Origin of the sequence: Actinomadura sp. NPDC023710 (genome assembly GCF_040639875.1) — a bacterium.
Taxonomy (GTDB): domain Bacteria; phylum Actinomycetota; class Actinomycetes; order Streptosporangiales; family Streptosporangiaceae; genus Spirillospora; species Spirillospora citrea.
On the sequence record NZ_JBFAGB010000003.1, the window covers coordinates 276,754 to 297,428 of the forward strand.

The window sequence follows — 20,675 nt, forward strand, 5'->3', positions numbered from 1 at the left end:
GCTTCGACCGGCCGCCGGATTCGGTCAGGCGGTAAGGGGCGGATATCGAATGAGGCTTTCGGTGACCGATGATCATTTCCTATGATGTTCTTGGGTGAGGGGGTCCGTCGATCCGGACGCCGGTGCTCCGTTGGAAGGCGCAGCCGGCCCGTGGAACGGAGAACGCCTTTTGAGTGCGCGCGAATCGTGGAGACGGCTGTCGCGGATCGTTCCTCTCATCGTCGTCGGGGCGCTGCTGGCCACGATGGCCGGGCTCGGCGCGGGCGCCCTCGTCCATCCGGGTGATCTCGCGGGCTCGGCCCGGTACTCCTTACTCGCCGGGTTCCTGCTGGCGATCGGCCTGTACGGGAGCACGCACGAGATCGACCTCGGGGCGCTCAGGCGGGACGCCCGGGGCGTGCTGGTGGCCGTCACGCTGGGCGTGGTCATCAAGGCGGCCCTGATCGCCGGGGTGATGCTGCTGGTGTTCCGCGACGCTCGGTACCTGGTTCTCGGTATCGCCGTCGCGCAGATCGATCCCCTGTCGGTGGCCGCGATGCGGGCGAACAGCCGGATGTCGGCGCGGGCGAAGGCGCTCATGTTCGCCTGGGCCTCGTTCGACGACCCCGTGACGGTGCTCCTCTCCCTCTACTTCTCGATTCTCGCTTTCCGGTTCTCGGGGCGTGAGGGTGCGCCGCAGGCCGGCCCCTCGGGAGACGGGCTCGGCGCCTACCTGTCCGATCTGGGGTTGAACCTCACGCTGGTGGCCGCGGCCTATCTGCTCTTCGTCGCGTTGCGGAGACTGCGGGCCCCGGGCCCGAAGTTCGCTGGGACGCGGGTGGTGGGGACCGCCGCGGAGCGGGGCGCGGGCACGGGCGGCCGGTCGACCGATCTGCTGTCACTGGCGGTGCTGGTGGGCGTCTTCCTGGTCGCGGCCCAGTGGATGCTGATGCTCGCCGTGGCGCTGATCGGCCTCTTCTTCAGGGTCGGGACGTACGCGAAGGCGATCGACCGCGCCGTGGCGACCGCGTTCCTGGTCGCCTCCTTCGCGCTCGGCCTGCTGCTGGTGGACGGCGTCGACCTGCTCCCCGCACTGGTGCTGGGCGTCGCGGCGTTCGGCGCCCAGGCGCTCATCTCGCTGCTCGTGGTGCCCGTGCTGAAACACGGGCTGAGCCGCCGCGACCGCGTCCACCTGGCCCTCGGCCAGCAGAACGGGATCACCGCGATCATCCTGGCGCTGGCGCTGGAGCCCGACTTCCGCGGCACCGTCGGGATCGTCGCGCCGGCGATCCTGGTCGTGAACGTCCTGCACTACGCCTCCAACGGGGTGCTGAACCGGTTCGCCGACGATCCGCCCCACCCTCCGGCCGAAGAGCCGGGCCGGCCGGGAACGGGCGCGGTTCCGCTCGGGGCGCTGTCGGCTGCCGGGCCTGGGGACGGCCGCCCGGATCCCGCGCCGGCCTCCCAGGCCGACGCGTGCGCCTCCGTTCCCGGCGCCGACCCGGAAACGTGACCCCGCCTGATGGGGCGGGTGGGCACGTTCCCTGATGCGTTCCCGGCGGAACACGGAAAACGCGCCATGGGACATAGTCGTCATTGCGGGATGAGGCTAGCCTCGACCGTGCCCATGCGGGATGGCGGAAGCGGCCTCGACACATGCGGCCGAATTCGGTCAACCCCAAAGAACTGCCGTACCAGCCGAATAGAGTGATCGATGGACGATGCGAGTGAGGAACTCCCGACCACCATCATCGATGTGACCGACTTCGATCTCGATCAAATGGACGCACTGCCGAGCGAGGCGCTCCGCAGAGCCGTCAACCGCATCTATTGCGAGAACCTGAAGGAATCGGCCTTGTATCTCACCTTCAATGCGCGAATATGAAAGGATTGTGCGAACGGTCGCGAATGTTCCAGTTGTGAGCGGCGTCCGCGGCGCGGGCGACGGCCCGCCGCCGGACGCGAGGTCCCGAAGGAGCCGCGTTGGTCCCCCCCGTTCCGCCGCGCAGCGGCCCGCCGAACGTCATCGCCTTCACCTCGCCGGAGCGCGGCGCGGGCTGCACCACGACCCTCGCGAACCTCGCGTGGATGCTCGCGCTCGCCGGCCGCGCCGTGCTCCTGGTCGACGGCGACCTGGCGTCGCCCGCCCTGGAGGACCACGCGACGAGGTTCGCCGGCGACGGCTCCGGTGAGGCCGGTCTCCTCGACCTCGCCCGCGGGTTCGGCTCCGGCGGCCAGGGCGCTCCCCGCGGGCTCGACCTGCTGCCCGTCCTGCGGCACCGGGAGCCGCCCGGCCCGCCGATCGCCGGGCGGGTGGACTTCCTCCCGGCGCGGGGCTCCGGCGGCGCCCGCGGCCACTGGACCGAGCTGGGGACCTCCGACCTCCACGGTTTCGTCGCCGCGCTCCGCGACGGACTGCGTATCACCTCCTACGACCACGTGCTCGTCGACGCCGCCGGCCTCCCGGCGGAGGCCCTGGCGAGGCTCGCCGACACCGTGGTCATCGGGGTCAGGGCCGACTCCGGCGGCATCGCGGCCGGAGAGGCGCTCGCCCGGGAGCTGAAGGCCGTGGTGGTCCCCCGGCTCCTCCCGATGCTCATGCAGGTGGAGGACGCGTCGTCCCTCAGCGTGCGCAGCGGGGCGGGTGTGGCGTTCGCGTGGCTCTTCCCCGGCACGACGCCGCCCTCGGTGCGCGACGCCTACTGGCGGCGGATGGCGATTCCCAGGGTCGCCGACGCCGAGAGGCTCGCCGTGTTCGGCGGCGACCAGGCGGGCTCCGGGCTCCTCACCGCCTACCGGGACGTGCTCCGCACGATCCTCGACGAGCAGCGGTTCGACCCGCCGCGGGCCACGGCCGAGGCGGTGGAGGAGTACCGGGTCCGCATCGGCGCGGAGGACGAGCTGCGGACGCGCCACTACCGCGTGATCTACGAGCCCGCCCAGCGCGCCTGGGCCGACTGGCTCGGCGTCCAGTTCCGCTCGACGCACCTGCGTCCCGCCGGGCAGGGCCAGGTCCGCGACGACGACGTCGTGATCGTCGTCGGCCCCGAGGCGGCCGGGGCGGCCCCGTCCGTGACGCCGGTGTCCGGCGGTCACTGGTACCTCCGGCTGTCCCCCGAGGATCCGGCCCGGGGCGTCCCGCCGTCCGCGCGAATCGACCTGTTCGCCCTGGGCGAGCCGGCCGCCCGCGACGAGCTGTTCCAGCGGTTGATGCCCGCGCGGACGCCGCCCGCGCCCAGGGAGGCCCCGGGCGATCCCCGGTTCCCGGGCCGGGCGCCCGGGCACCGCCGCCTGCCCCCGGCCGCGGGCGTCTTCGTCGAGCGGGGCGGGGAGATCGAGCGGATGCGCGACGCGCTGCTCGGCTCGGACCGCGACGGCATCTACTTGATCAACGGTGCGGCGGGCACCGGGAAGAGCAGGCTCGCCCTGGAGTACGCCCTCCGGTTCTCGGGCGACTACGACGCGATCTGGTGGATCACCGCGGCGTCGTCCGGGAGCGTGCGGGCCGGCCTCACCGCCATGCACGAGGCGGTCGAGGCCCGCGGCGGCCGCCGGTCCGCGTCCGCCGCGGGCGACCCCGTCGCGCAGTTCGTCCGGGAGGAGGTCGACCGCGCCGGGACCTGGCTGCTGATCTACGACAACGTCGAGCGGGCCGAGGACCTGGCCGACCTCGTGCCCGAGACCACCCGCGGGAACCACGTCATCATCACCGGCGGAGACGTCGAGACCCTCAGGACCGGAACGCTGGTCCGCCGGGTCGAGAAGATCACCCGGGCGGGGCCGTTCACCAGGGCCGAGAGCCGGGATCTGTTCCGCAGGAGGGTCCCCGCGCTCTCCGACGAGCACATCGACCGGCTCGCGCGCCACATGCGCGACCTCCCCCTGAACGTGGCGCTGGCCGCGGCGTGGGTGGAACGCCACGCCGACTGGAGGCAGCGCGGCGCCACCCGTCCCGTCGAGCCCGGCCCCGGGACGGCGGCGTCCGCGGGGGCCTTCCGCGAGATGGAGGCGGTCGAGGACGCGGTCGAGACGTTCACCAGCCTGTTCGCCGACGGCGCCGCGGCCGTGCGGCTCGCTCCCGCGGCGCCGCGGGGCGACGCGGCCCGCCGGGAAGAGGCGGACCTGCTGACCGCCCGGATCGTCCTCGGGCTGACCCTCGACGCCCTGCGCCAGATCGACTCGGGCGAGGCCGCCGTGCACCTGATGCGGATGGCGGCCTTCCTCTCCCCGGACGGCGTGGGGCGCAGGCTGCTGTTCTCCCCCGCCATGCTCGCCGCGCTGGAGGCGCACTGGTCCGACCTCGCCGAGGACTCCGTGCGGCTGGAGGCGCTGCTCGTCCGGCTGGCGCGGTACGGCCTGGCCGAGGTGGACTACGAGCTCGGCGGGGAGCTGCGCGTCCACCGGATGGTCCAGAAGATCATCCGGGATTCGCTGCGGGACGGCGAGCGGGACCGGGTGACCGCCGAGGTGCACCGCGTCCTCGCCGCGTTCGCGCCCGCCGACGCCGAGGTCGACAAGCCCTACCATGCCGCCACGTTCGCCGAGCTCCGGCGGCACCTGTTCGTCAGCGAGGCGCTCGCGAGCGGGGAGCGGCCCGTCCGCCGCTGGCTGGCCTGCCACGTGCGCCACCTGTACCTGGCCGGGGACGTGAACGACCGCAGGCTCGGTCTCGACGTCGCCGAGCGGCTGTCGGCCGGCTGGCGGGAACGCCTGGACGCCGACGATCCGCTGCTGCTGCGCGTCGAGGTGCAGCGGGCCAACCTCCTGCGGGCGCTCGGCCGTTTCGAGGAGGCGGCGGTCATCTCCGAAGACGCGCTCAACCGGCAGATGCGCCTCGGGTACTCCGACACCCGGACGCTGATGAGCGCGCGGGGGTACGCCGCCGACCTGCGCCAGGCCGGCGACTTCACCGCCGCGCTGGTGCGCGACCGCGCGACGCTGATCGGGCTGCGCCGCGAGCTGGGCGACGACCACGAGCTGACCCGGACCGCGGCCATGAACCTCACCCTGTCCCTGACCCTGGACGGGCAGGACGCCTCCGTCCGGGAGGCGCTGGCGATCGAACGGCGCACCCGGCAGCGGCAGCGGCGGACGGAACCCGGTGACCATCTGGCGCTCGCGATCTCCGCCTACAAGATCGGCGCGCTCCTGCGCCGTCTCGGGCGGTACGACGACTCGGCGCGCGAACTGACCCACTCGGTCGTCGTCCTCCGCGAGCTCTACCGCGACGACGCCGCCAACCTCCATCTGCTGAGCGCCCAGCGCCACCAGCGCATCACGCGCCGGCACCGGCCCGGCGACCCGGAGGCGCGCGGCGACGACCGGGACGAACTGCGCAGGCTGCTGAAGATCCACCTGGACTTCCATCCCGGTGAGAACTACGAGACGCTCGCCTGCCGGCTCGCCGTCGCCGCGGCCGAGCACGCCTGCGGCGCGTACGAGGCCGCGCGCGACGAGGCGAGCCGGGCGGTCATGGGCTACCTCGGCCTGTACGACGAGGGGCATCCGTTCGTCCAGCTCGCTCGCTGCAACCTGTCGGTCTACGCTCTCGCCCTCGGCGACGCCGACTTCGCCGGCGAGCAGAGCGCCACCGCCCTTGACCTGCTGCGCGAGAGGCTGGACGACGACCACCCGTACGTGGTGGGGGCGCTGGTCGACCAGGCCAACGCCCTGATGGCCCTCGGCCGCTTCGACGAGGCCCTGGACCTCGACGAGCAGGCCGAGGATCGTCTCGTCTCCTGCTATCCCGACGACGAGCATCCGTGGGCCCTCGCCGTGCGCGGGAACCTCGCCCACACCCGGGCGCGGCTGCGGAACGAGGCGCCGGCCACCGAGCGCCGGGCGTTCCAGTGGGACGCGCCGCAGATCTGAGCCCGGCCGGACGGAGAGGAGACCGAGTGAGCGAGACCCCGAGGACCGCCACGCGACGTGCGGGCCATATCGACGCCGGCGCCGGAACGCTGCTGGAGAACACGGTGAAGGAGGTCTTCGAGGGCGCCGCCGGGCTGCTGCACACCGCGAACTTCATCGACGGCATGTTCCGGTTCGCTGTGGAAGATACGGATCTGTCACCGGAGGACAGGAAGCTCCACGCCCAGATCGGCGGCAGGCTGGGCCCGACCTTCGCCAAGATCGACTCGTGGACGGCGTCGCTGGACTGCGGGCGGCTCATCCGCCTGGTCCTGTCCTGCGCCGCCGGCGGCGTCTACTACATCTCGCTCCGCCCGGGGGAGACCCAGTTCGGTGTCGCGCGGGAGGGCGCGGCGGTCGAACGCGGCGACCGGCAGATGGCGCAGATCTCCGACCAGGTGCGCGAGCTCTACTCGCTGGGGCCCGAGAACCTCGGCGGCTACAGCACTTATGCCCCGGTGCTCCCGGACGTCCCCGAACCGGCGCCCGTCCTGTTCGAGGCCCCGGACGCCGACGCCCGCCTGGTGGAGCTCAGCCGGCGGCGGGTCTCTCCGCTCGACCTTCACTACGTCTCGGGTCACCGCGGCGGCGACCACCTCTTCAGCACCGACGTGCTCACCGACGACAGCCTCGGGACGTACTTCCGCAAGGTGTCGGTCGCCGAGCACAGGAAGCGCTACGAGGAGATCTTCCTCGCCTCGCGGCAGCTCGTGCGGTCCCTGTCGTACCGGCTCAGACCCGCCCTGCGAGGGCGGCTGTCCCGGCTCGTCATGGACGTCGAGCAGGGGGCGCTCTACTACCGGTGCCTGCCGGACGATCTGGCGCTCTTCGGTGTCACCCTGCGCCAGAAGAACGTGTGGGACGCCGACCGGCGCCTGGAAACGATCATTGACGAGTACACCGGCGGTGGCGCCGCGGCGTGAGCACCGGGAACCGGCGGGACGGGCGAGGACTGGCGGGGAGCGGTCTCCTGCGGGAGCGGACGGGCGTCGGCGGCGGGACGTCTCTCAGGCGGGCGAGGGGCCCGGCACGGCGTCCGGCGGCGGGTCGGAGGTGCTGTCCGATCCCTCCGCGGCACTGAGGACGCTGCGCCTGACGCGTCCGCTCAGCCCGTCCAGGCTGTCCACGATCGCGACCTGGGCGACCGAGCCGCTCAGGCCGGGGACCACGTCGTCGGACAGGCTGCCGAGCTGGCTCAGCGCCGACAGCGGGACGGCGTCGTAGCTGGCGTCGAACGCCTCGCAGAGCCGGTCCAGCCGGACCCGGTCCTCGGTGGTGGGGCCCGGCCGGGACCGCACGCCGGCCAGCCAGCCGGCGACCGACTCCTCGAACGAGGTCACGAGCCGCCGCAGCACCATGCTCACCCCGATCGCCTCGAAGATCTCGTAGCGGCGCAGCCGGTAGCTGAGCATGGCGCCGGCGGTGGCCGCGTCGTCCCGGGACAGGTCGAAGGAGCGCCCGATGTAGCCGTCGACGTCGTCGATCGCGGCGAGGCATTCGAGCGCGTGGGTGAAGAGCCGGATCACGGCGTCCGGCAGGTCCGGTCCGGGCCGCTCCGGCTCGGCGGCGGCTCGGGCGGGCGCCGCGGGCGGGTGGGTCAGGTCCCTTCTGATCGCCTGGAGCTGCCGGTCGGCCTGCTGGCGGATCTGCTCGACCTGGCTCTGCAGGTTGAGCAGGTGGTCGTGCGAGGCGGTCACCTGCCGCCTGATCCGCTCCATCGAGTCGCGCATCATCTCGATGTCCTTGCCGGAGGCCGCGGGACCGGCGCGGTCGCCGATGATCTCCCGGTTGAGAGCGTCCACGCTTCCGGTGAGGACATCGTGGAACTGGTCGGCGAGGTACACGATCGGCGGCGCTCCGCACGCCCGGGTCAGGGAGGGGCGGATCTCCTCGCTCAGGAACCCCGTCACCACGACCACGCGGCGCCTGGGGCTGTTGCTGCGGATGGCCCGGACGCGGGCGATCAGCGATTCGGCCTCGTCCGCCTGCACCAGCGGCGCGCTCACCACGATCGCGCAGCCCGCGCGGTCCTGCCCGGGGGGCATCGGGATCCAGAAGTCGGGCCGCTCGCGCTCGGGCAGCAGGGGATAGCTCGTCTCGGCCGCCCAGCCCCGCCCGTTGAGGATCTCCGAGATGTTCGAGAGGAGGTCGTCCAGCGGCACCACGTAGCCGAGGTTCTCCTGCCGCGCCGCCGTGTGGACGGCGGGCGCGTCCACACGCGCGGGCGGCACGGTGAGCTGGAAGCTGCGGTAGCAGAGCCTGACGACCTGGCGCGGACGGCCGCCGGTGAGCCGGTGGATCGCGTCGCAGGCCGACTGTTCGAACGGTTCGAGCACGCCGCCCTGGCGCAGCCGGACGTACTCGGCGATCTGCCCGCCGTCCAGGGGGGAGGGCGAGATGCGGGTGCGTATGCGGGACTTGACGTCGTCGGGGAGCTGGTCGAGGTACTCGGGCAGACCGCCGAGGACGAGCAGTCCACCGCTCTCGACGAACGTGCGCAGCAGCTTGTGGAACGACTTCAGGGTGTCGGCCGTGTTCGTCATGTCCGGCTGGAGGGGGCCGGGACGGCCGAGAAACTTCTCGATGTCGTCGATGACGAGTGCGAAGTGCTGCCCCTGCCGTCCGTAGAGGCTGGTGAGCGCGCCCATGCAGTCCAGCATCTGGGCGTTGGACGACAGGGCCCCGGTGATCCCCTGCTCCTGGAGGCGGGCGTCGGGCGGCGCGCCGCTCGCCAGCCAGTCCATCACCGCGAGCACGAGCTGGACGTCGGCCAGCAGGGCGAAGGCGGTGCCGAACTGCTTGTTCCCGGTCACCTGCCAGAGCCGCTCCTGGAGCTGCCTCGGCACCTTGGCCGCCAGACCGGCCTGCCGCGCGATCGTCCGGGGGTCGAGTCCGGGGTCGCGCCTCTCCAGCGCCGCCGCCTGTTCGGCCAGGTGGGGGAAGTCGATCCGGAGCCGCTCGGCGACCACGTCGGCGTAGTAGCCGAGGGCGATGTCCTTGAGCTCGTCGGGGTGGAACCTGGTGATGAAGGAGGCCCGGTACAGCGTGCCGAAGTCGGCGGCCTGCGCCGACAGATAGATGATCTTGCGCGGGATCGCGGCGCCCGGCGGCGGATGGCGTAACCGGTGGATCAGGGTGTTGAGCAGGTGCGTCTTGCCGGTGCCCGCCTCACCGGCGACGGCGATGACCTCGCCGTTCGCGCCGGTGGAGGACGCCCGCACCGCCTCGTCGTCGGTCAGTTCCCGCGGGTCGGCCGCTCCGGCCTCGCCACCGCGCCGACCGGTGCCCTGCTGAGAGCGCACGTCCCGCCAGAGGATCAGGCTCCGCGCGAGGTAGTCGTCGACCACGCGCCGCACGGTGAGGATCGCCGGGGTGTCGAGGCTGACCACTTCGCCCGGCAGTTCGCCCAGCATGGCGGACGCCCCGGGAGGGAAGGGATTGCGCCGTGCCGCCGGTGACGGCTCATGATCAGCAGTCATGAGGAGCCCGTTTCTGCGATCGGCGGGGCCAGGATGAACTGGGACGCCAGATCACTGTAACTCACATCGCGCGGACTGTCAGCCCTAATGATCTGCTCGAAGACCTCCGCCAAGCCGTCCACCAGCAGCCTTATCGTCATGCGCCCGTCATATGCCGTCATAATCGCTTTGATATGGTCTTCCTGAATATTCAGCGATTCCCGGCGGTCCGTTTCCCGGTAGAGGCGCCGCCGGACGAATTCCCAGCCGTCCTCGACGGCCAGCGGGCCGGGACGCAGCGGGATGACGGAGATGTTGCCGTGGAACGGCGGGTGCTCCTGATCGGTGTCCTCGTCCTCGAACTCCGCGAAGAACAGCATGCAGGGCTGGACGACCTCGGCGTAGAAGCGCACGTCGAGCAGGCTCGCGGAGCGCGGGAGGATGACCACGACCAGCGGGCCCTCGTCGGCGGCTCCCAGGCCGATCTCCCAGAGCATGGTGGCGACCTCGTCCCTCACCCGGTCCGCGGTGAGGCCCTCCCGCGCCTTGAGGCGGTCGACGTCCTTGATCACGCTCTGCAGGCGCTCCAGCCGGGACTGCGAGCCCGCGAAGTGCGCGCTCTCCATCAGTTGTGAGCAGATCTTGAAGACCAGTCCCAGCATCCGCCGCTCCGGTGTCCCGACCGGGCCGCTCAGCGTCCTGGCGTCGACGACCTGCAGGTCGATCTGTCCGGCGAGCTCCTTGAGGAAATGGACGCACCTGCAGATCAGGGACGTCTTTCCGGTCCCCTCCATTCCGTGGACCAAGACGAGATGGCCCCTGTCGCGGATCGCCTCGATATCGTCTATCTCGCTCTGGAAGGCCGAGAAGCATGTGGTGAACGAGCGGGTCTTCACGTAGTGGTCCGCGTGCTTGCCGACGCGGTGGGGCTCCAGGGCCAGGGGCGGCCTGTCGGCGTAACGCACCAGACGAAGCGGATTCCCCACCGAGAGGCGCCCGTTTCCCGGCCTGAGGTCGTTCGTCACGAGGGAACCTTCTGCCACAGCGCGAACCAGCGGAGGACCGGCGGCCGCCACGGGTGCTCCAGGGCGCGCGCGGTGCCGCCGACCTGGGCGTCGATCCGGTGGACGACGTCCATGACCGCCGCGTGCCGGGTCTCTCTGTCCTCGTCGCCCAGGTCGCTCCACCCCGTGACGACGGCGGTGTCAAGCTCGTCCGGGGCGAGTGCGGCGAGCACCGGGGACAGGGTGCGCCACCAGGGGTGCCGGGCCTTGATCTCCTCCAGGTGGAGTGCCAGTTTCCGCGCGGTGTCGCGCATGGCCTGGGCGGACGGCTGCCCGGCCGTCCTGCGCCGCTCGGCGTAGTCGCCGGCCTCGGCGAGGAATTCCCTGCCCAGTCTCCGGAGTTCGAGCCCCTCTTTCCGGCCGCGGTCCACGGCCGCTCTCCATTCGGTGGTGAAGAGGGTGAGCAGGGCGCCCACCAGGAGCGGACCGATGACCTTTGCGGCGGACGCCCACGCCGATGATCCATTCTTGGACTTCTCCCGCGAAACGGTCTGGGCGCCTATCAGGGCGTCACAGGCGCGGTCGAAGTCCTTTCTGTGAAGTACGGCCCAGGCCTGCAGTTCGGCGGGGCCGGGGGTGCGGGCGGCCGAAGTCGGCCACGGCGATGCTCCGGACGGGCCCGAAGGGGCGGGCGACGCGGTGGGGGCCGGCGTCCCCGGCGGTGTCCCGGCGGGCGCCGGTGCGGGTGCGGCCCCCGGGACGGGGAGCCCGAGCGCCAGGAGTGCGGTGGTCATCTGGCCGGGGCGGGACAGGCAGTACACGGTGGCGGCCTCCCGCTGGTCCCCCGCACCGGGGGACGGGGCGGACAAGGGCGGCGGATCGTCCGATAACGAGGGCGAGATTTCCGCGGCCGCGCCGGAGGGACGGCTCACGCACCCGATGAGCAGCAGACCGACCATACAGAAGAACAGCCTGCGAACGCCCATTGATCGTCCTCCGCGGTCAGAATAGCGCGCCGGCGTCGCCCGCCGCGGACGAGTCACGGACTCGCTACCGGACGGCAAGCCGCCGCCGGCGAGTGACGGGCGCATGCGGGACCGGCGGCGACGTTTCACGATCACGAGATGCGGACTAAAATGCGGGTGTTCGGGTGTTCGGCGGAGGGCCGGGCTTTATGACGTTGATGAATCATTCCTTTTCCGGTTCCGATTTCGACTCGCTCGCCTCGGGAATGGCGACGTCCGGTGCGATCGAATCGCTGGGAGCGATCCAGCACAGCCGGAACCTGCTGTTGCTGTGCTCCGTGGTGGACGCCGCCCGCCGGGCCGGCCACCCGGAGGCCGCGGCGGCCCGGCACGGTTTCGAGCAGCTGATGGAGCTGAAGCGGCGCGTCCCCGACGCCGCCGCGGCCGTCATCGGCCACCCCTCGACCGGCGGGTGGGGCCTGCACGCGCTGCGCGTCCTCCAGGGCGGCGCCTCGCCCGGCGCCTCGCCCGGCGTGCGCCCCGCGCAGCTCGCGGGGATGGCCGCGGCCGCGGCGGTGCGCGGACGCCGCCCGGGGACCTTCACCGTTCCCGTCTCCCGCGGCGTGGTGACCCTGCCCTCGGTGGGCGTTCTCACAGCGCCCGGAGACGCCGAGACGGTGCGGATCGTCCACGACGGCCGGGAGGTCGTCGCCACGGCCGGACGGACGAGTTCACCGATCCCCGCTGACGGGACCCCGGACGCGCCGGGCTGGCGGGGCCTGCGCACCCTCCGGGCGCCGTCCGCCGGGAGAGCCGAGATCGAGCTCCTTCTCGACGATGTGGACCCGTTCCGCTTCCCCGACGCGTCGTCCGCCGGAGCCGAGCGCCTCTCCGAGACCGCCGTCGCGGAACTGGAGCGGACACTCGGCGCGAGCTGGGCCCTGCTGTCGCGCCACCACGGCTCCAGCGCGCGCGAGCTCTCCGGCATGGTGTCCACGCTCACGCCCCTGCGGTCGTCCGTCGGTTCGTTCCGCAGCGCCACCTCGCGGGAGCACTACGGCTGCGTCGCGTTCTCCCTGCCGGTCGACCCGACGCAGCTCGCGGTCACGCTCGTCCACGAGGCCCAGCACGGCAAGCTGGCGGCGATCATGGACGCGGTGAAGTTGCTGCCCGGGGATGACGGCCGCCGGTACTACGCGCCCTGGCGCCCCGACCCGAGGCCGTTCTCCGGCCTGTTGCACGGCACCTACGCGTTCCTGGGCGTCGTGCGGTTCTGGCGGCGGCAGCGCTGGCTGGAGGCGGGCGAGCACGCCCTGGCGGCGCATCTGGAGTACGCGCACTGGCGCGAGGCGGTGCGGCTCGGGCTCGTCCAGCTCTGTTCGCACGACCGCCTGCCCGCGCTCACCGTGCGGTTCGTCCAGGGGATGCGGCGCGTGCTGGACCAGTGGGGGGCCGAGCCGGTCCCCGGGCCGGCCGCCGCGCTGGCGGCGGAGCGGTTCCACGCGCACCGCGAGCGCTGGATCGCCGCCAACGGGCCGCTGCCCGGCTGCCTGCGGACGGTCCGCGACCTTCCGGACCCGGTCGCATGAGCGCGCCCGCGGCCCCCGAGGCGCTGCCCTTCCGGGAGTTCATCCTCAAGATCCACAGCCGCTGCAACCTGGCCTGCGACTACTGCTACGTCTACGAGATGGGCGACCAGAGCTGGCGCGACCGTCCGGTCACGATGCCGCCCGAGGTGGTCGACGCCGCCGCCCGGCGCATCGGGGACCACGTCCGCGAGCACGCGATTCCCTCGGTCGACGTCGTGTTGCACGGGGGCGAGCCGCTGCTGGCGGCGCCGTCCCTCGTCGAGCGGGTCGTCCGGTCCGTGCGCGCCGAAGGCGTGTCCGGGTCGTTCTTCGTGCAGACGAACGGCACCCGCCTGACCGAGGCCCGCCTCGCCCAGCTCGACCGGCTCGGCGTCCGGATCGGTGTGAGCCTGGACGGCGACGCCGCCGCGCAGGACAGGCACCGCCGCCTGCCGGACGGCCGGGGAAGCCACGCCCCGGTGGCGGCCGCGCTGCACGCCCTGTCCACCGGCCCGTACCGGCACCTGTTCTCGGGCATCCTCTGCACGATCGACCTCCGCAACGACCCGGTCGCGACCTACGAGGCGCTGCTGCGCCACCGCCCGCCCCGCCTGGACTTCCTCCTCCCCCACGGGAACTGGTCGGCGCCTCCCCCGGGACGCGCCGAGGGGTCGCCCGCCACGCCGTACGCCGACTGGCTCATGGAGATCTTCGACCGCTGGTACGGCGCGGCGGAGCCGCCGGCGGACGTCCGGACCTTCAGCGACCTGCTCACCCTGCTGCTCGGCGGAAAGGTCGGCAACGAGGGGCTCGGGCTCGCCCCCGTGCGGTACGCCGTCATCGAGACCGACGGCGCGATCGAGCATTCCGACCTGCTCAAGCCCATGACCGCCGCGTCCGCCGGCACCGGCCTGAACGTCCTGCGCGACTCCCTGGACGCGGCGCGCGCCCTGCCGGCCGCCGTCGAGCGGCAGCTCGGCGCGGCGGCGCTGTGCGAGCGCTGCCGGGCCTGCCGGTTCGTCGCCGTGTGCGGAGCGGGCCTCCAGGCCCACCGCTACCGGCACGGGTCGGGCTTCGACAACCCCACGGTCTACTGCCCGGACATGATCCGTCTCATCGAGCACGTGCGCGTCCGCGTGGCCGAGGACCTGGCGGCCGCGGCCCGCCCCTCCGGGCGCGGCGGCGCGGCCTGACGGAACGTCTCCGGTTCATCGGTCTTAGTCCGATATTGACCCGCCTTTTGACTGTATGGCTGTTTCAGGTGACGCCCTGTGAGCATCATCCGCAGGTCAGGCGACGCATGGCATGGGGGGCATCGTGAGTCAGGACGACAGGCGAGGAGCCGAGCAGGCCGCGGTCGGGACCAGGCGCAAGCGGGGCGCCGACGGAGGGTCGAGCGAACTCGTCACGTCCGGCGGCAGCACCAGGATCGCCGACGACGTCGTGGCGAAGATCGCCACGATGGCCGCCCGGCAGGTCGGCGGCGTGCACGAGATGGGCGCGGGCATGTCCCGGACGCTCGGGACGGTCCGGGACCGCCTGCCGGGCGTGACGGCCGACAGCACGCAGGGTGTGGCCGTGCAGGTCGGTGAGCGCCAGGCGGCCGTCGACATCGATCTCGTCGTGGAGTACGGGCTGTCCATCCCGGACCTGGCCGGCGTCGTGCGCACCAACGTCGTCAACGAGATCGAGCACATGTGCGGCCTGGAGGTCGTCGAGGTGAACATCACCGTGGACGACGTCCACGTGCCCGACGAGCAGCCTCCGCAGCCGCGGCCCGAGGAGTCCCGAGTTCGATGATCTCCTGGACCGACGTGGTGGGCGCGTCCCACCAGCCCCGGCCCGTCCCGGCCGGGCGGCCGGAACCGGCCCGCGGCGCGGTGCCGGCCGGGCCGGAGTTCCTCGCCGGGGCGCAGCCGGAGGCCCCGCCGGGCGAGGGACCGTCCGGTGGTGCCGGCACGGCGGCCGCCCGGCCGAGCGCGGCGCCCGACCGCCGGGAGCCGCTCGCCGAACTGGCGGAGCGGGTCGGCGCGAAGGCCCTGTCATGTCCGGACGTGCTGGGACTGACGGCCGGTCCGCGTGGCTGGATAGCGACCTACCGCGCCGGGCCCCCTTACGCGGGGGTCGCGGTGCACGACGCGGTGATCGAGGTGGGGGTGGTCGTCCGCTACGGACGGCCCTTCGCCGAGATCGCCGAGGACGTACGGCGTCTGGTGCGCCCGCTGGCCGGTCGGCGGACGGTGGACGTGCTGATCGGGGACGTGGCCGATGGCGGCTGAGGGCCCCGCGGAGCCGAGAGGATGATCGGGATGGATGTGAAAGTACCGTGGCCCGTGATCGGCCTGGTCTTCGGGCTGGCACTGGGGTTCGCCGGAGGGTTCGGCGGCGCCGGCCCGTTCTTCCTCGTCCTGTTCCTCGGCGCGCTCGGCTTCGTGGTCGGCCGCGTCATCGAGGGCAGTATCGACCTCGGGGAGGTCTTCTCGCAGGGCGGCACGAGACGGCGACCGCGATGACGACCGCCGAGCGGGGCAGGACGACGATCCGTGAGCGGAGCGTCGCGCGCATCGTCGCCGAGGCCGCGCAGGACGTCGAGGCGTCCGGCGGACTCGGCCGGACCCTGGTCGGCGTGCCGATCCCCGGGCGGGGTCCCGCCCGCACGGAGGTGCGGGTGCACGGCGACATCGTCACGGCCAGGGTGACGATGTCGGTGGCCTACCCGACGCCGGTCCGCACGGTCGCCCGCCAGGTGCGCCAGAGGGTACGCGAGCGGGTGGCGGAGTTGACCGGTCTCACCGTCCGGCAGGTGGACGTCGACGTGGCCGAGATGGGCCGCCCCACCGCGGGCGAGAGGACCGTGCTGTGACCGCGCAGGCGGGCGCCCGGGCCGCCACGGAGCCGAGCACGGAGGCGCCCGGGTCGCGCAGGGCGGACCGGGCGGCCAGGCACGTGTTCCGCTCGCGCCGAGCGCTGCCGGCACTCGCCGGTGCGCTGCTGATGACGGCGGCCGGCGTGCTGACGGCGATCGAGGTCATCTCGGCGGCGCTGGACCGCCCGGCGCACTTCTTCCCCTACGGGTGGGTGAAGGACGCCCACTGGGACCACCGGCACGTGCTCGCGATCTTCGCTGCCCTGGCACTGATCGGTGTCTGCTTCGTGCTGGCCGCCGTGCTGCCGGGCAAGTCCCGGATCGTCCCGCTGCGCGGACGGGACCCGAGCCTGATGATGGGCGTGAGCAGGCGGGGGCTCAAGCGCACCGTCGCCGCCGCGGCCGAAGGGGCACCGGGGGTGTCGGGCGTCGCGAGGGTCCGGCTCGGCCGCCGGAGGGTGCGGGTGGTCGCGGAGACACCCCTGCACGAGCCCGCGGGACTGGACGCGGGGATCACCGAGGCGGTGCGCGATCGGCTCGACCGGCTCCGGCCGGTGCCCGCCCGCTCCGTCTCGGTGCGGATGAAGCAGCGGGAGGACTGATGGACCGCCGTCTCGCGCACATCAACCGCACCGGCCTCATCCTTCTCGGCGTCGTCCTCGCCGTTGCCGGGGGCGCCGGCTTCGCGCGCGGCATGGGCGCCTTCGGGGACGCACGGGCCTCCGCGCCCGTGCTGACCGGGCAGGCCCGCCGCTTCGCCGACGACCACGGCTGGTTCTGGCCGGCCGTCGCCGCGGTGGCCGTCGTCCTGGCGCTTCTGGGACTGGCCTGGATGCTCGCGCAGCTCCGTACCCGCCGGGCACGGGGCCTCGCGCTGGAGCCGGACGCCGAGGCCGGCACGACGCGGGTGGAGGCCAAGGCGATCACGGGCGCGCTGGAGGCCGAGATCGGCGACTACCCCGGCGTGCGCAGGGTGCGGGCCCTGCTGATCGGCTCGTCCAAGGGGGCCGGCTTGCGGCTGAGCATCGCCTACGAGCAGGACTCCGACCCCGCCGAACTGCGGCGCCGCATCCAGGACGAGGCCATGCCGCGGCTCTGCGCCGCACTCGAACGCGAGTCGATCCCCACCGTGGTGCGGCTGCGACCGACGCCCGGGGAGCGGACCGCGACCGTCATCTGACGCCCCGGCCGGCGCCATCCGCCCGCGCGCCTCGCCGCCCGCGAGATCCCGGTGCTGATGAACTTCGGACATCCGCGTGGCACGGCGACCGCGTCCCTCCTCAGGCGCGCCGCGTCAGGGCTGGGCGTCCAGGAGGCCGGACTCGCGGGCCCTGGCGGCGGCCTGGGTGCGGGACGCGGCGCCGAGCTTGGTCAGGATCCTGGTCACGTGGGTGGCGACGGTGTTGGCGGAGATGAAGAGCTCCGCGGCGATCTGCTGGTTCGTCCGTCCGCCCGCGAGGAGGCGCAGGACGCCCAGTTCGCGGGGGGTCAGGCCGAAGCTGTGGCCCGGCGTGCCGCTCCTGCCGGGCGAGGCGACGTCGTCGGTCAGGCGTCCGCGGGCGGCGAGGTCGTCGATGCGCGCCCGCAGCGGGGCGGCGCCCAAGTCGGCGGCGATGGCGCGTGCCTCGCGCAGCCGGGACCGGGCGCCGGGACGGTTGTTGGACGCGAGCGCCGCGGCCGCGGCCTCCGTCAGCACCACCGCGGTCTCGTGGCTGTTGCCGAGGTCGCGCCAGGCCGCGGCCGCCGCGTCCCAGGCGGCCAGCTCGCCGCCGTCGGTCAGCGCGCGGAAGGTGAGGCGGAAGGCCTCGATCACCGGGGTGGTGGTGCGCACCGAGCCGAGCATGCGGGCCAGGGACGCCAGCCGGTCCGCGGCCTCGCCCGCGACCCGCCGGTTCCGCGGCGCGGCCGCACGCCGGGCGCGCTGCACGCGCGCGCCGAGCACCGCGAGCCGCGCCGTGTCCTGCGGCGGCCAGGCGTCCGGTGCCGTCGCCAGGTGCTCGCCCACGATCAGGTCCGCGGTGTCGGGGTCGTCCTGGTCGATCGCGCGGGTGAGGCGCAGCAGGACCAGCCAGGCCTTCGCCTCCGCCGCGCCCACGGTGCGCACCGCGAACTCGGTGATCTGGCGCAGGAGCGTCCCGCCCGGCCCGGTCTCACCGCGCCGGTGCGCGATGTCCGCGGCGATCAGTCGCAGGTAAGCGGCGTACAGCGGGGGCGGCGCCAGGGCGAGGGCGTCGTCGACGACGCGCAGGGCCTCGTCCCAGCGTCCCAGGTACAGCAGCGGGACGCCGCGGGCGTTGGCGAGCATGCTGCCGCGGGACCGGGCCTGGCCGAGCCGTTCGGCGGCCGACTGGCCGGTGCGGGCGAGTTCGACCGCCTCCTCGTACCGCCCGGCGTCGCACAGGAAGGTCGACTCCCATTGGAAGCTGGTCAGGAACGTGTGCGCGTCGCCGGCCGCGTCGGCGGCGCGGCGTGCTTCGGCGAAGGCGCCGCCCGCCTGGTCCAGTTCACCGCGCGTGCCGTGGAGCGCGCCGAGCACGAGCAGCGCGGGCGCGCGCAGGGCGTCGTCGCCGAGCCGGTCGGCGAGGTCCAGGGCCTGCGTGGCGTGCCGCCGGCAGTCGTCGAGCTCGAACGCCATGAACTCCACGAACGCCAGGGCTGACAGCAGCCGGCCGCGCAGCTCCCGCGAGGCCCCGGGCGGTGCCAGCGCGACCGCCCGCCGCAGGTCGTCGCGTCCCCCGCCGTCGATGCGGCTCTGCAACCGGCCGCGCAGGCCGAGCAGCCGGGCCGCCCGCTCCGGCTCGGCCGCCGGATCCAGCTCGTCCAGCGCCGCGGTGCCGTGGGCCACCCCGGCGGCCGACCTGCCCGCGTTGAACGCCGCGGTGGCCGCGCGCTCCAGCACGACCGTGCGGCCGGCGCCGATGAGGCCGACCGGCTCCGCCACCTTCGGCCAGTGGTCCAGGACCAGCTCCAGGAGGTGGAGCTGCTCGTCGTAGGCGTTCTGGCGCCGGGCGCGGTCGGCGGCGTGCCAGGCGGCGGGCAGGGCCCGCTCGAACTCGCCCGCGGCCGTCCAGTGCTCGGCCAGGGCCGTGCCGCCCGCGGCGGGGCCGGCGGGCGCGGCGCGGTCGGCGAGCGCGGCGGCGTACCGGGCGTGCATGCGCCGCCGCCGGGGCGGCGGCAACGCGTCGTAGACCGCCTCGCGGAGGAGATCGTGGCGGATCGCGTACCCGTTCTCCCGCGCCACCACCAGCTCCCGCCCGGTCAGGTCGCCGAGGGCGTCCCCGAGCCCGCGGCCGGGCCCGCCGGCGACCGCGCGGACGAGGTCGTCGTCGAGTTCGGCGCCCGCCACCGCCATGACCTCCAGCGCCTCGCGGGCCGGGTCCGGCAGGTCGGTGACCCGGGCGAGCAGGAGCGTCCGCAGATCGCCCGGCGGCGTCTCGCCCACGGTGCTCAGCGCCTCGACGAACAGCGGGTTCCCGCCGCTGCGCCGGTGGATCCGGACGCTGCGCGCCGGGTCGGGCGGCCGCCCGTCCACGGCCGCCAGCAGCGCGGCGACGTGCCGGTGCTCCAGCGGGCCGAGGACGATGCGCGACATCGCGCCGCTGCGGCCCAGCTCGGCCAGCGTCCGCCAGTTCGGATGCCGGGCGGCGAGTTCGCCGGTGCGGACGGTGCCGACCAGCAGCACGGCGGCGCCGGTCAGGTTGCGGGCCAGGTAGGCGAACAGCTCGCGGCTCGACGCGTCCGCCCAGTGGAGGTCCTCGACCAGCACGACGACGGGCCGCTCCTCCGCCGCCCGGCCCAGCAGCGACAGCATCTCCTCCAGCAGCCTGGCCGGTCCGTACCGCGGCGGCGCCGGGCCGAGGTCCGGGAGCAGGTCGCCGAGCGCCGCCCCGCCCGGCGGAAGCAGCGCCGCCGCCCGGTCGCGGCCGAGGCGGCGCACCAGATCGCGCAGGACGGCGACGAACGGTACGTACGGGGTGCCCTCCGAGCCGAGTTCCAGGCATCCCCCGGACAGCACCAGCGGATCGCCGGGCAGCTCCCCCACCGCCGTGGCGACCAGCCGCGACTTGCCGATGCCCGCTTCACCGGAGACCAGGACCGTCCCAGGGGTCCCCGCCCGGGCACCGTCGTAGGCCGCCCGCAGCGCGGCGATCTCGTCGTTCCGTCCGACCAGCACCGGGCTGACGACAGAACCGGTCATCGCCCCCTCCAAGCCCGGACCGGATGTCACCAACTCTGACGACGACAGCCTCCCATCGGTGCCGCCACTGTGAAGGGGTATTGCCCACGACCGAAAAGGAACCGTCCGATGACCGGACAGAACGCCCACCGCACCGTCACCGCCAACATCACGCTGTCCCTGGACGGCCGCGTCAACGGCCCCGGCGGCGAGTACGACATGAGCTGGATCGTCCCCCACGCCACCACGTCCGCGTCCCGCGACCACATGATGACGGTCACCGGCACGGCGACCACCGCCCTGCTCGGCCGCAAGAACTTCGAGGGCTTCGCCGGGTTCTGGCCCGCCGTCGCCGACGACGAGAGCGCGGACCCGCGGGACCGGGAGTTCTCCCGCTGGCTCAACGCGGTCGAGAAGGTCGTCTTCTCCACCACGCTCAAGGAGGCCGCCTGGGACAACGCGCGCATCGCCGGCACCGACCCCGTCACGGCGGTCAAGCACCTGCGCGAGCAGGACGGCGGCGACATCGTCGTCCTGGCCAGCGCCAGCGTGATCCGCGGCCTCCTGCAGTCGGGCGAGGTGGACCGGCTGAGCATCACACTGTGCCCCGAACTCGTCGGCGGCGGCGCCCGGCTGTTCCCCGACGGCCCGTCCGCGTCATGGACGCTGACCTCCAGCCAGGTCACCGAGAGTGGCGCGATCTGCCTCCTCTACGACCGCGCCGAGCGCTGAAACGCCTCGAACCGAC

17 protein-coding genes are annotated in these 20,675 nt (G+C 73.5%); 13 read left to right on the forward strand and 4 right to left on the reverse strand.

Annotated features, from left to right (window positions below; translation table 11 throughout):
• The first annotated feature begins 169 nt into the window (after positions 1-169).
• The 4 genes from AB0H37_RS05345 (at position 170) to AB0H37_RS05360 (ending at position 6,812) form a co-directional block, all read left to right on the forward strand.
• A complete protein-coding gene (locus tag AB0H37_RS05345; protein WP_329086952.1) occupies positions 170-1,492 on the forward strand; it encodes a hypothetical protein in 1,323 nt (440 codons plus the stop codon).
• A 201-nt stretch (positions 1,493-1,693) separates the two neighbouring features.
• The gene (locus tag AB0H37_RS05350) at positions 1,694-1,864 is read left to right on the forward strand and encodes a hypothetical protein (protein WP_179836872.1); all 171 of its coding nucleotides are present in this window, start codon (positions 1,694-1,696) and stop codon (positions 1,862-1,864) included.
• A gap of 98 nt (positions 1,865-1,962) precedes the next feature.
• Positions 1,963-5,850, forward strand: a complete 3,888-nt coding sequence (gene fxsT, locus AB0H37_RS05355; RefSeq protein WP_360611548.1) for an FxSxx-COOH system tetratricopeptide repeat protein — start codon at positions 1,963-1,965, stop codon at positions 5,848-5,850.
• A gap of 26 nt (positions 5,851-5,876) precedes the next feature.
• A complete protein-coding gene (locus AB0H37_RS05360) occupies positions 5,877-6,812 on the forward strand; it encodes a hypothetical protein (protein WP_360611550.1) in 936 nt (311 codons plus the stop codon).
• Positions 6,813-6,896: 84 nt separating this feature from the next.
• Here AB0H37_RS05360 and AB0H37_RS05365 read toward each other — a convergent pair whose 3' ends face one another.
• From AB0H37_RS05365 to AB0H37_RS05375, 3 genes are all read right to left on the reverse strand, one after another.
• Positions 6,897-9,302, reverse strand: coding sequence for a hypothetical protein (locus AB0H37_RS05365; protein ID WP_360611552.1), 2,406 nt, complete (start codon positions 9,300-9,302; stop codon positions 6,897-6,899).
• Positions 9,303-9,364: 62 nt separating this feature from the next.
• Positions 9,365-10,423 carry a hypothetical protein gene (locus AB0H37_RS05370; RefSeq protein WP_360611554.1) on the reverse strand — a complete coding sequence of 353 codons (1,059 nt, stop codon included), beginning with the start codon at positions 10,421-10,423 and terminating at the stop codon, positions 9,365-9,367.
• Positions 10,369-11,337, reverse strand: a complete 969-nt coding sequence (locus AB0H37_RS05375) for a hypothetical protein (protein WP_360611556.1) — start codon at positions 11,335-11,337, stop codon at positions 10,369-10,371. Before AB0H37_RS05375 ends, AB0H37_RS05370 begins: the two co-directional genes overlap by 55 nt.
• 197 nt (positions 11,338-11,534) lie before the next feature.
• Here AB0H37_RS05375 and AB0H37_RS05380 point away from each other — a divergent pair, with 197 nt between their 5' ends.
• The 8 genes from AB0H37_RS05380 to AB0H37_RS05415 all read left to right on the forward strand — a co-directional run bounded on the left by AB0H37_RS05380 (position 11,535) and on the right by AB0H37_RS05415 (position 16,930).
• Entirely contained in the window at positions 11,535-12,905 is a 1,371-nt protein-coding gene (locus tag AB0H37_RS05380) for an HEXXH motif domain-containing protein (protein WP_360611558.1), read from the forward strand.
• A complete protein-coding gene (locus tag AB0H37_RS05385; protein WP_360611560.1) occupies positions 12,902-14,077 on the forward strand; it encodes an FxsB family cyclophane-forming radical SAM/SPASM peptide maturase in 1,176 nt (391 codons plus the stop codon). Before AB0H37_RS05380 ends, AB0H37_RS05385 begins: the two co-directional genes overlap by 4 nt.
• Before the next feature lie 124 nt (positions 14,078-14,201).
• Complete coding sequence (locus AB0H37_RS05390; protein ID WP_329086935.1) at positions 14,202-14,684, forward strand: Asp23/Gls24 family envelope stress response protein; 483 nt, start codon at positions 14,202-14,204, stop codon at positions 14,682-14,684.
• On the forward strand, positions 14,681-15,163 hold the full coding sequence (locus AB0H37_RS05395; protein ID WP_329086934.1) for a hypothetical protein: 483 nt from the start codon (positions 14,681-14,683) through the stop codon (positions 15,161-15,163). The genes AB0H37_RS05390 and AB0H37_RS05395 overlap by 4 nt, the downstream gene beginning before the upstream one ends.
• Before the next feature lie 30 nt (positions 15,164-15,193).
• Positions 15,194-15,397 (forward strand): hypothetical protein, encoded by a 204-nt coding sequence (locus AB0H37_RS05400; RefSeq protein ID WP_329086933.1) that lies wholly within the window; start codon positions 15,194-15,196, stop codon positions 15,395-15,397.
• Positions 15,394-15,747, forward strand: a complete 354-nt coding sequence (locus AB0H37_RS05405) for an Asp23/Gls24 family envelope stress response protein (RefSeq protein WP_329086932.1) — start codon at positions 15,394-15,396, stop codon at positions 15,745-15,747. Before AB0H37_RS05400 ends, AB0H37_RS05405 begins: the two co-directional genes overlap by 4 nt.
• On the forward strand, positions 15,744-16,352 hold the full coding sequence (locus AB0H37_RS05410) for a DUF6286 domain-containing protein (RefSeq protein WP_329086931.1): 609 nt from the start codon (positions 15,744-15,746) through the stop codon (positions 16,350-16,352). The genes AB0H37_RS05405 and AB0H37_RS05410 overlap by 4 nt, the downstream gene beginning before the upstream one ends.
• Positions 16,352-16,930, forward strand: a complete 579-nt coding sequence (locus AB0H37_RS05415) for an alkaline shock response membrane anchor protein AmaP (RefSeq protein WP_329086930.1) — start codon at positions 16,352-16,354, stop codon at positions 16,928-16,930. Before AB0H37_RS05410 ends, AB0H37_RS05415 begins: the two co-directional genes overlap by 1 nt.
• Before the next feature lie 114 nt (positions 16,931-17,044).
• On the opposite strand, the gene AB0H37_RS05420 is transcribed toward AB0H37_RS05415, so the two are convergent.
• Entirely contained in the window at positions 17,045-19,948 is a 2,904-nt protein-coding gene (locus AB0H37_RS05420) for an AAA family ATPase (RefSeq protein WP_360611564.1), read from the reverse strand.
• Positions 19,949-20,056: 108 nt separating this feature from the next.
• On the opposite strand from AB0H37_RS05420, the gene AB0H37_RS05425 reads away from it, so the two are divergent.
• Positions 20,057-20,659, forward strand: coding sequence for a dihydrofolate reductase family protein (locus AB0H37_RS05425; RefSeq protein WP_360611566.1), 603 nt, complete (start codon positions 20,057-20,059; stop codon positions 20,657-20,659).
• Positions 20,660-20,675 lie beyond the last annotated feature (16 nt).

Excerpts from the sequence above, each read along its gene's own strand:
- AB0H37_RS05385 (WP_360611560.1), top strand. The coding sequence starts at position 12,902 with ATGAGCGCGCCCGCGGCCCCCGAGGCGCTGCCCTTCCGGGAGTTCATC.
- AB0H37_RS05405 (WP_329086932.1), top strand. The coding sequence starts at position 15,394 with ATGACGACCGCCGAGCGGGGCAGGACGACGATCCGTGAGCGGAGCGTC.
- AB0H37_RS05415 (WP_329086930.1), top strand. The coding sequence starts at position 16,352 with ATGGACCGCCGTCTCGCGCACATCAACCGCACCGGCCTCATCCTTCTC.
- AB0H37_RS05395 (WP_329086934.1), top strand. The coding sequence starts at position 14,681 with ATGATCTCCTGGACCGACGTGGTGGGCGCGTCCCACCAGCCCCGGCCC.
- AB0H37_RS05365 (WP_360611552.1), bottom strand. The coding sequence starts at position 9,302 with ATGCTGGGCGAACTGCCGGGCGAAGTGGTCAGCCTCGACACCCCGGCG.
- AB0H37_RS05350 (WP_179836872.1), top strand. The coding sequence starts at position 1,694 with ATGGACGATGCGAGTGAGGAACTCCCGACCACCATCATCGATGTGACC.
- AB0H37_RS05400 (WP_329086933.1), top strand. The coding sequence starts at position 15,194 with ATGGATGTGAAAGTACCGTGGCCCGTGATCGGCCTGGTCTTCGGGCTG.
- AB0H37_RS05420 (WP_360611564.1), bottom strand. The coding sequence starts at position 19,948 with ATGACCGGTTCTGTCGTCAGCCCGGTGCTGGTCGGACGGAACGACGAG.
- AB0H37_RS05380 (WP_360611558.1), top strand. The coding sequence starts at position 11,535 with ATGAATCATTCCTTTTCCGGTTCCGATTTCGACTCGCTCGCCTCGGGA.
- AB0H37_RS05425 (WP_360611566.1), top strand. The coding sequence starts at position 20,057 with ATGACCGGACAGAACGCCCACCGCACCGTCACCGCCAACATCACGCTG.
- AB0H37_RS05375 (WP_360611556.1), bottom strand. The coding sequence starts at position 11,337 with ATGGGCGTTCGCAGGCTGTTCTTCTGTATGGTCGGTCTGCTGCTCATC.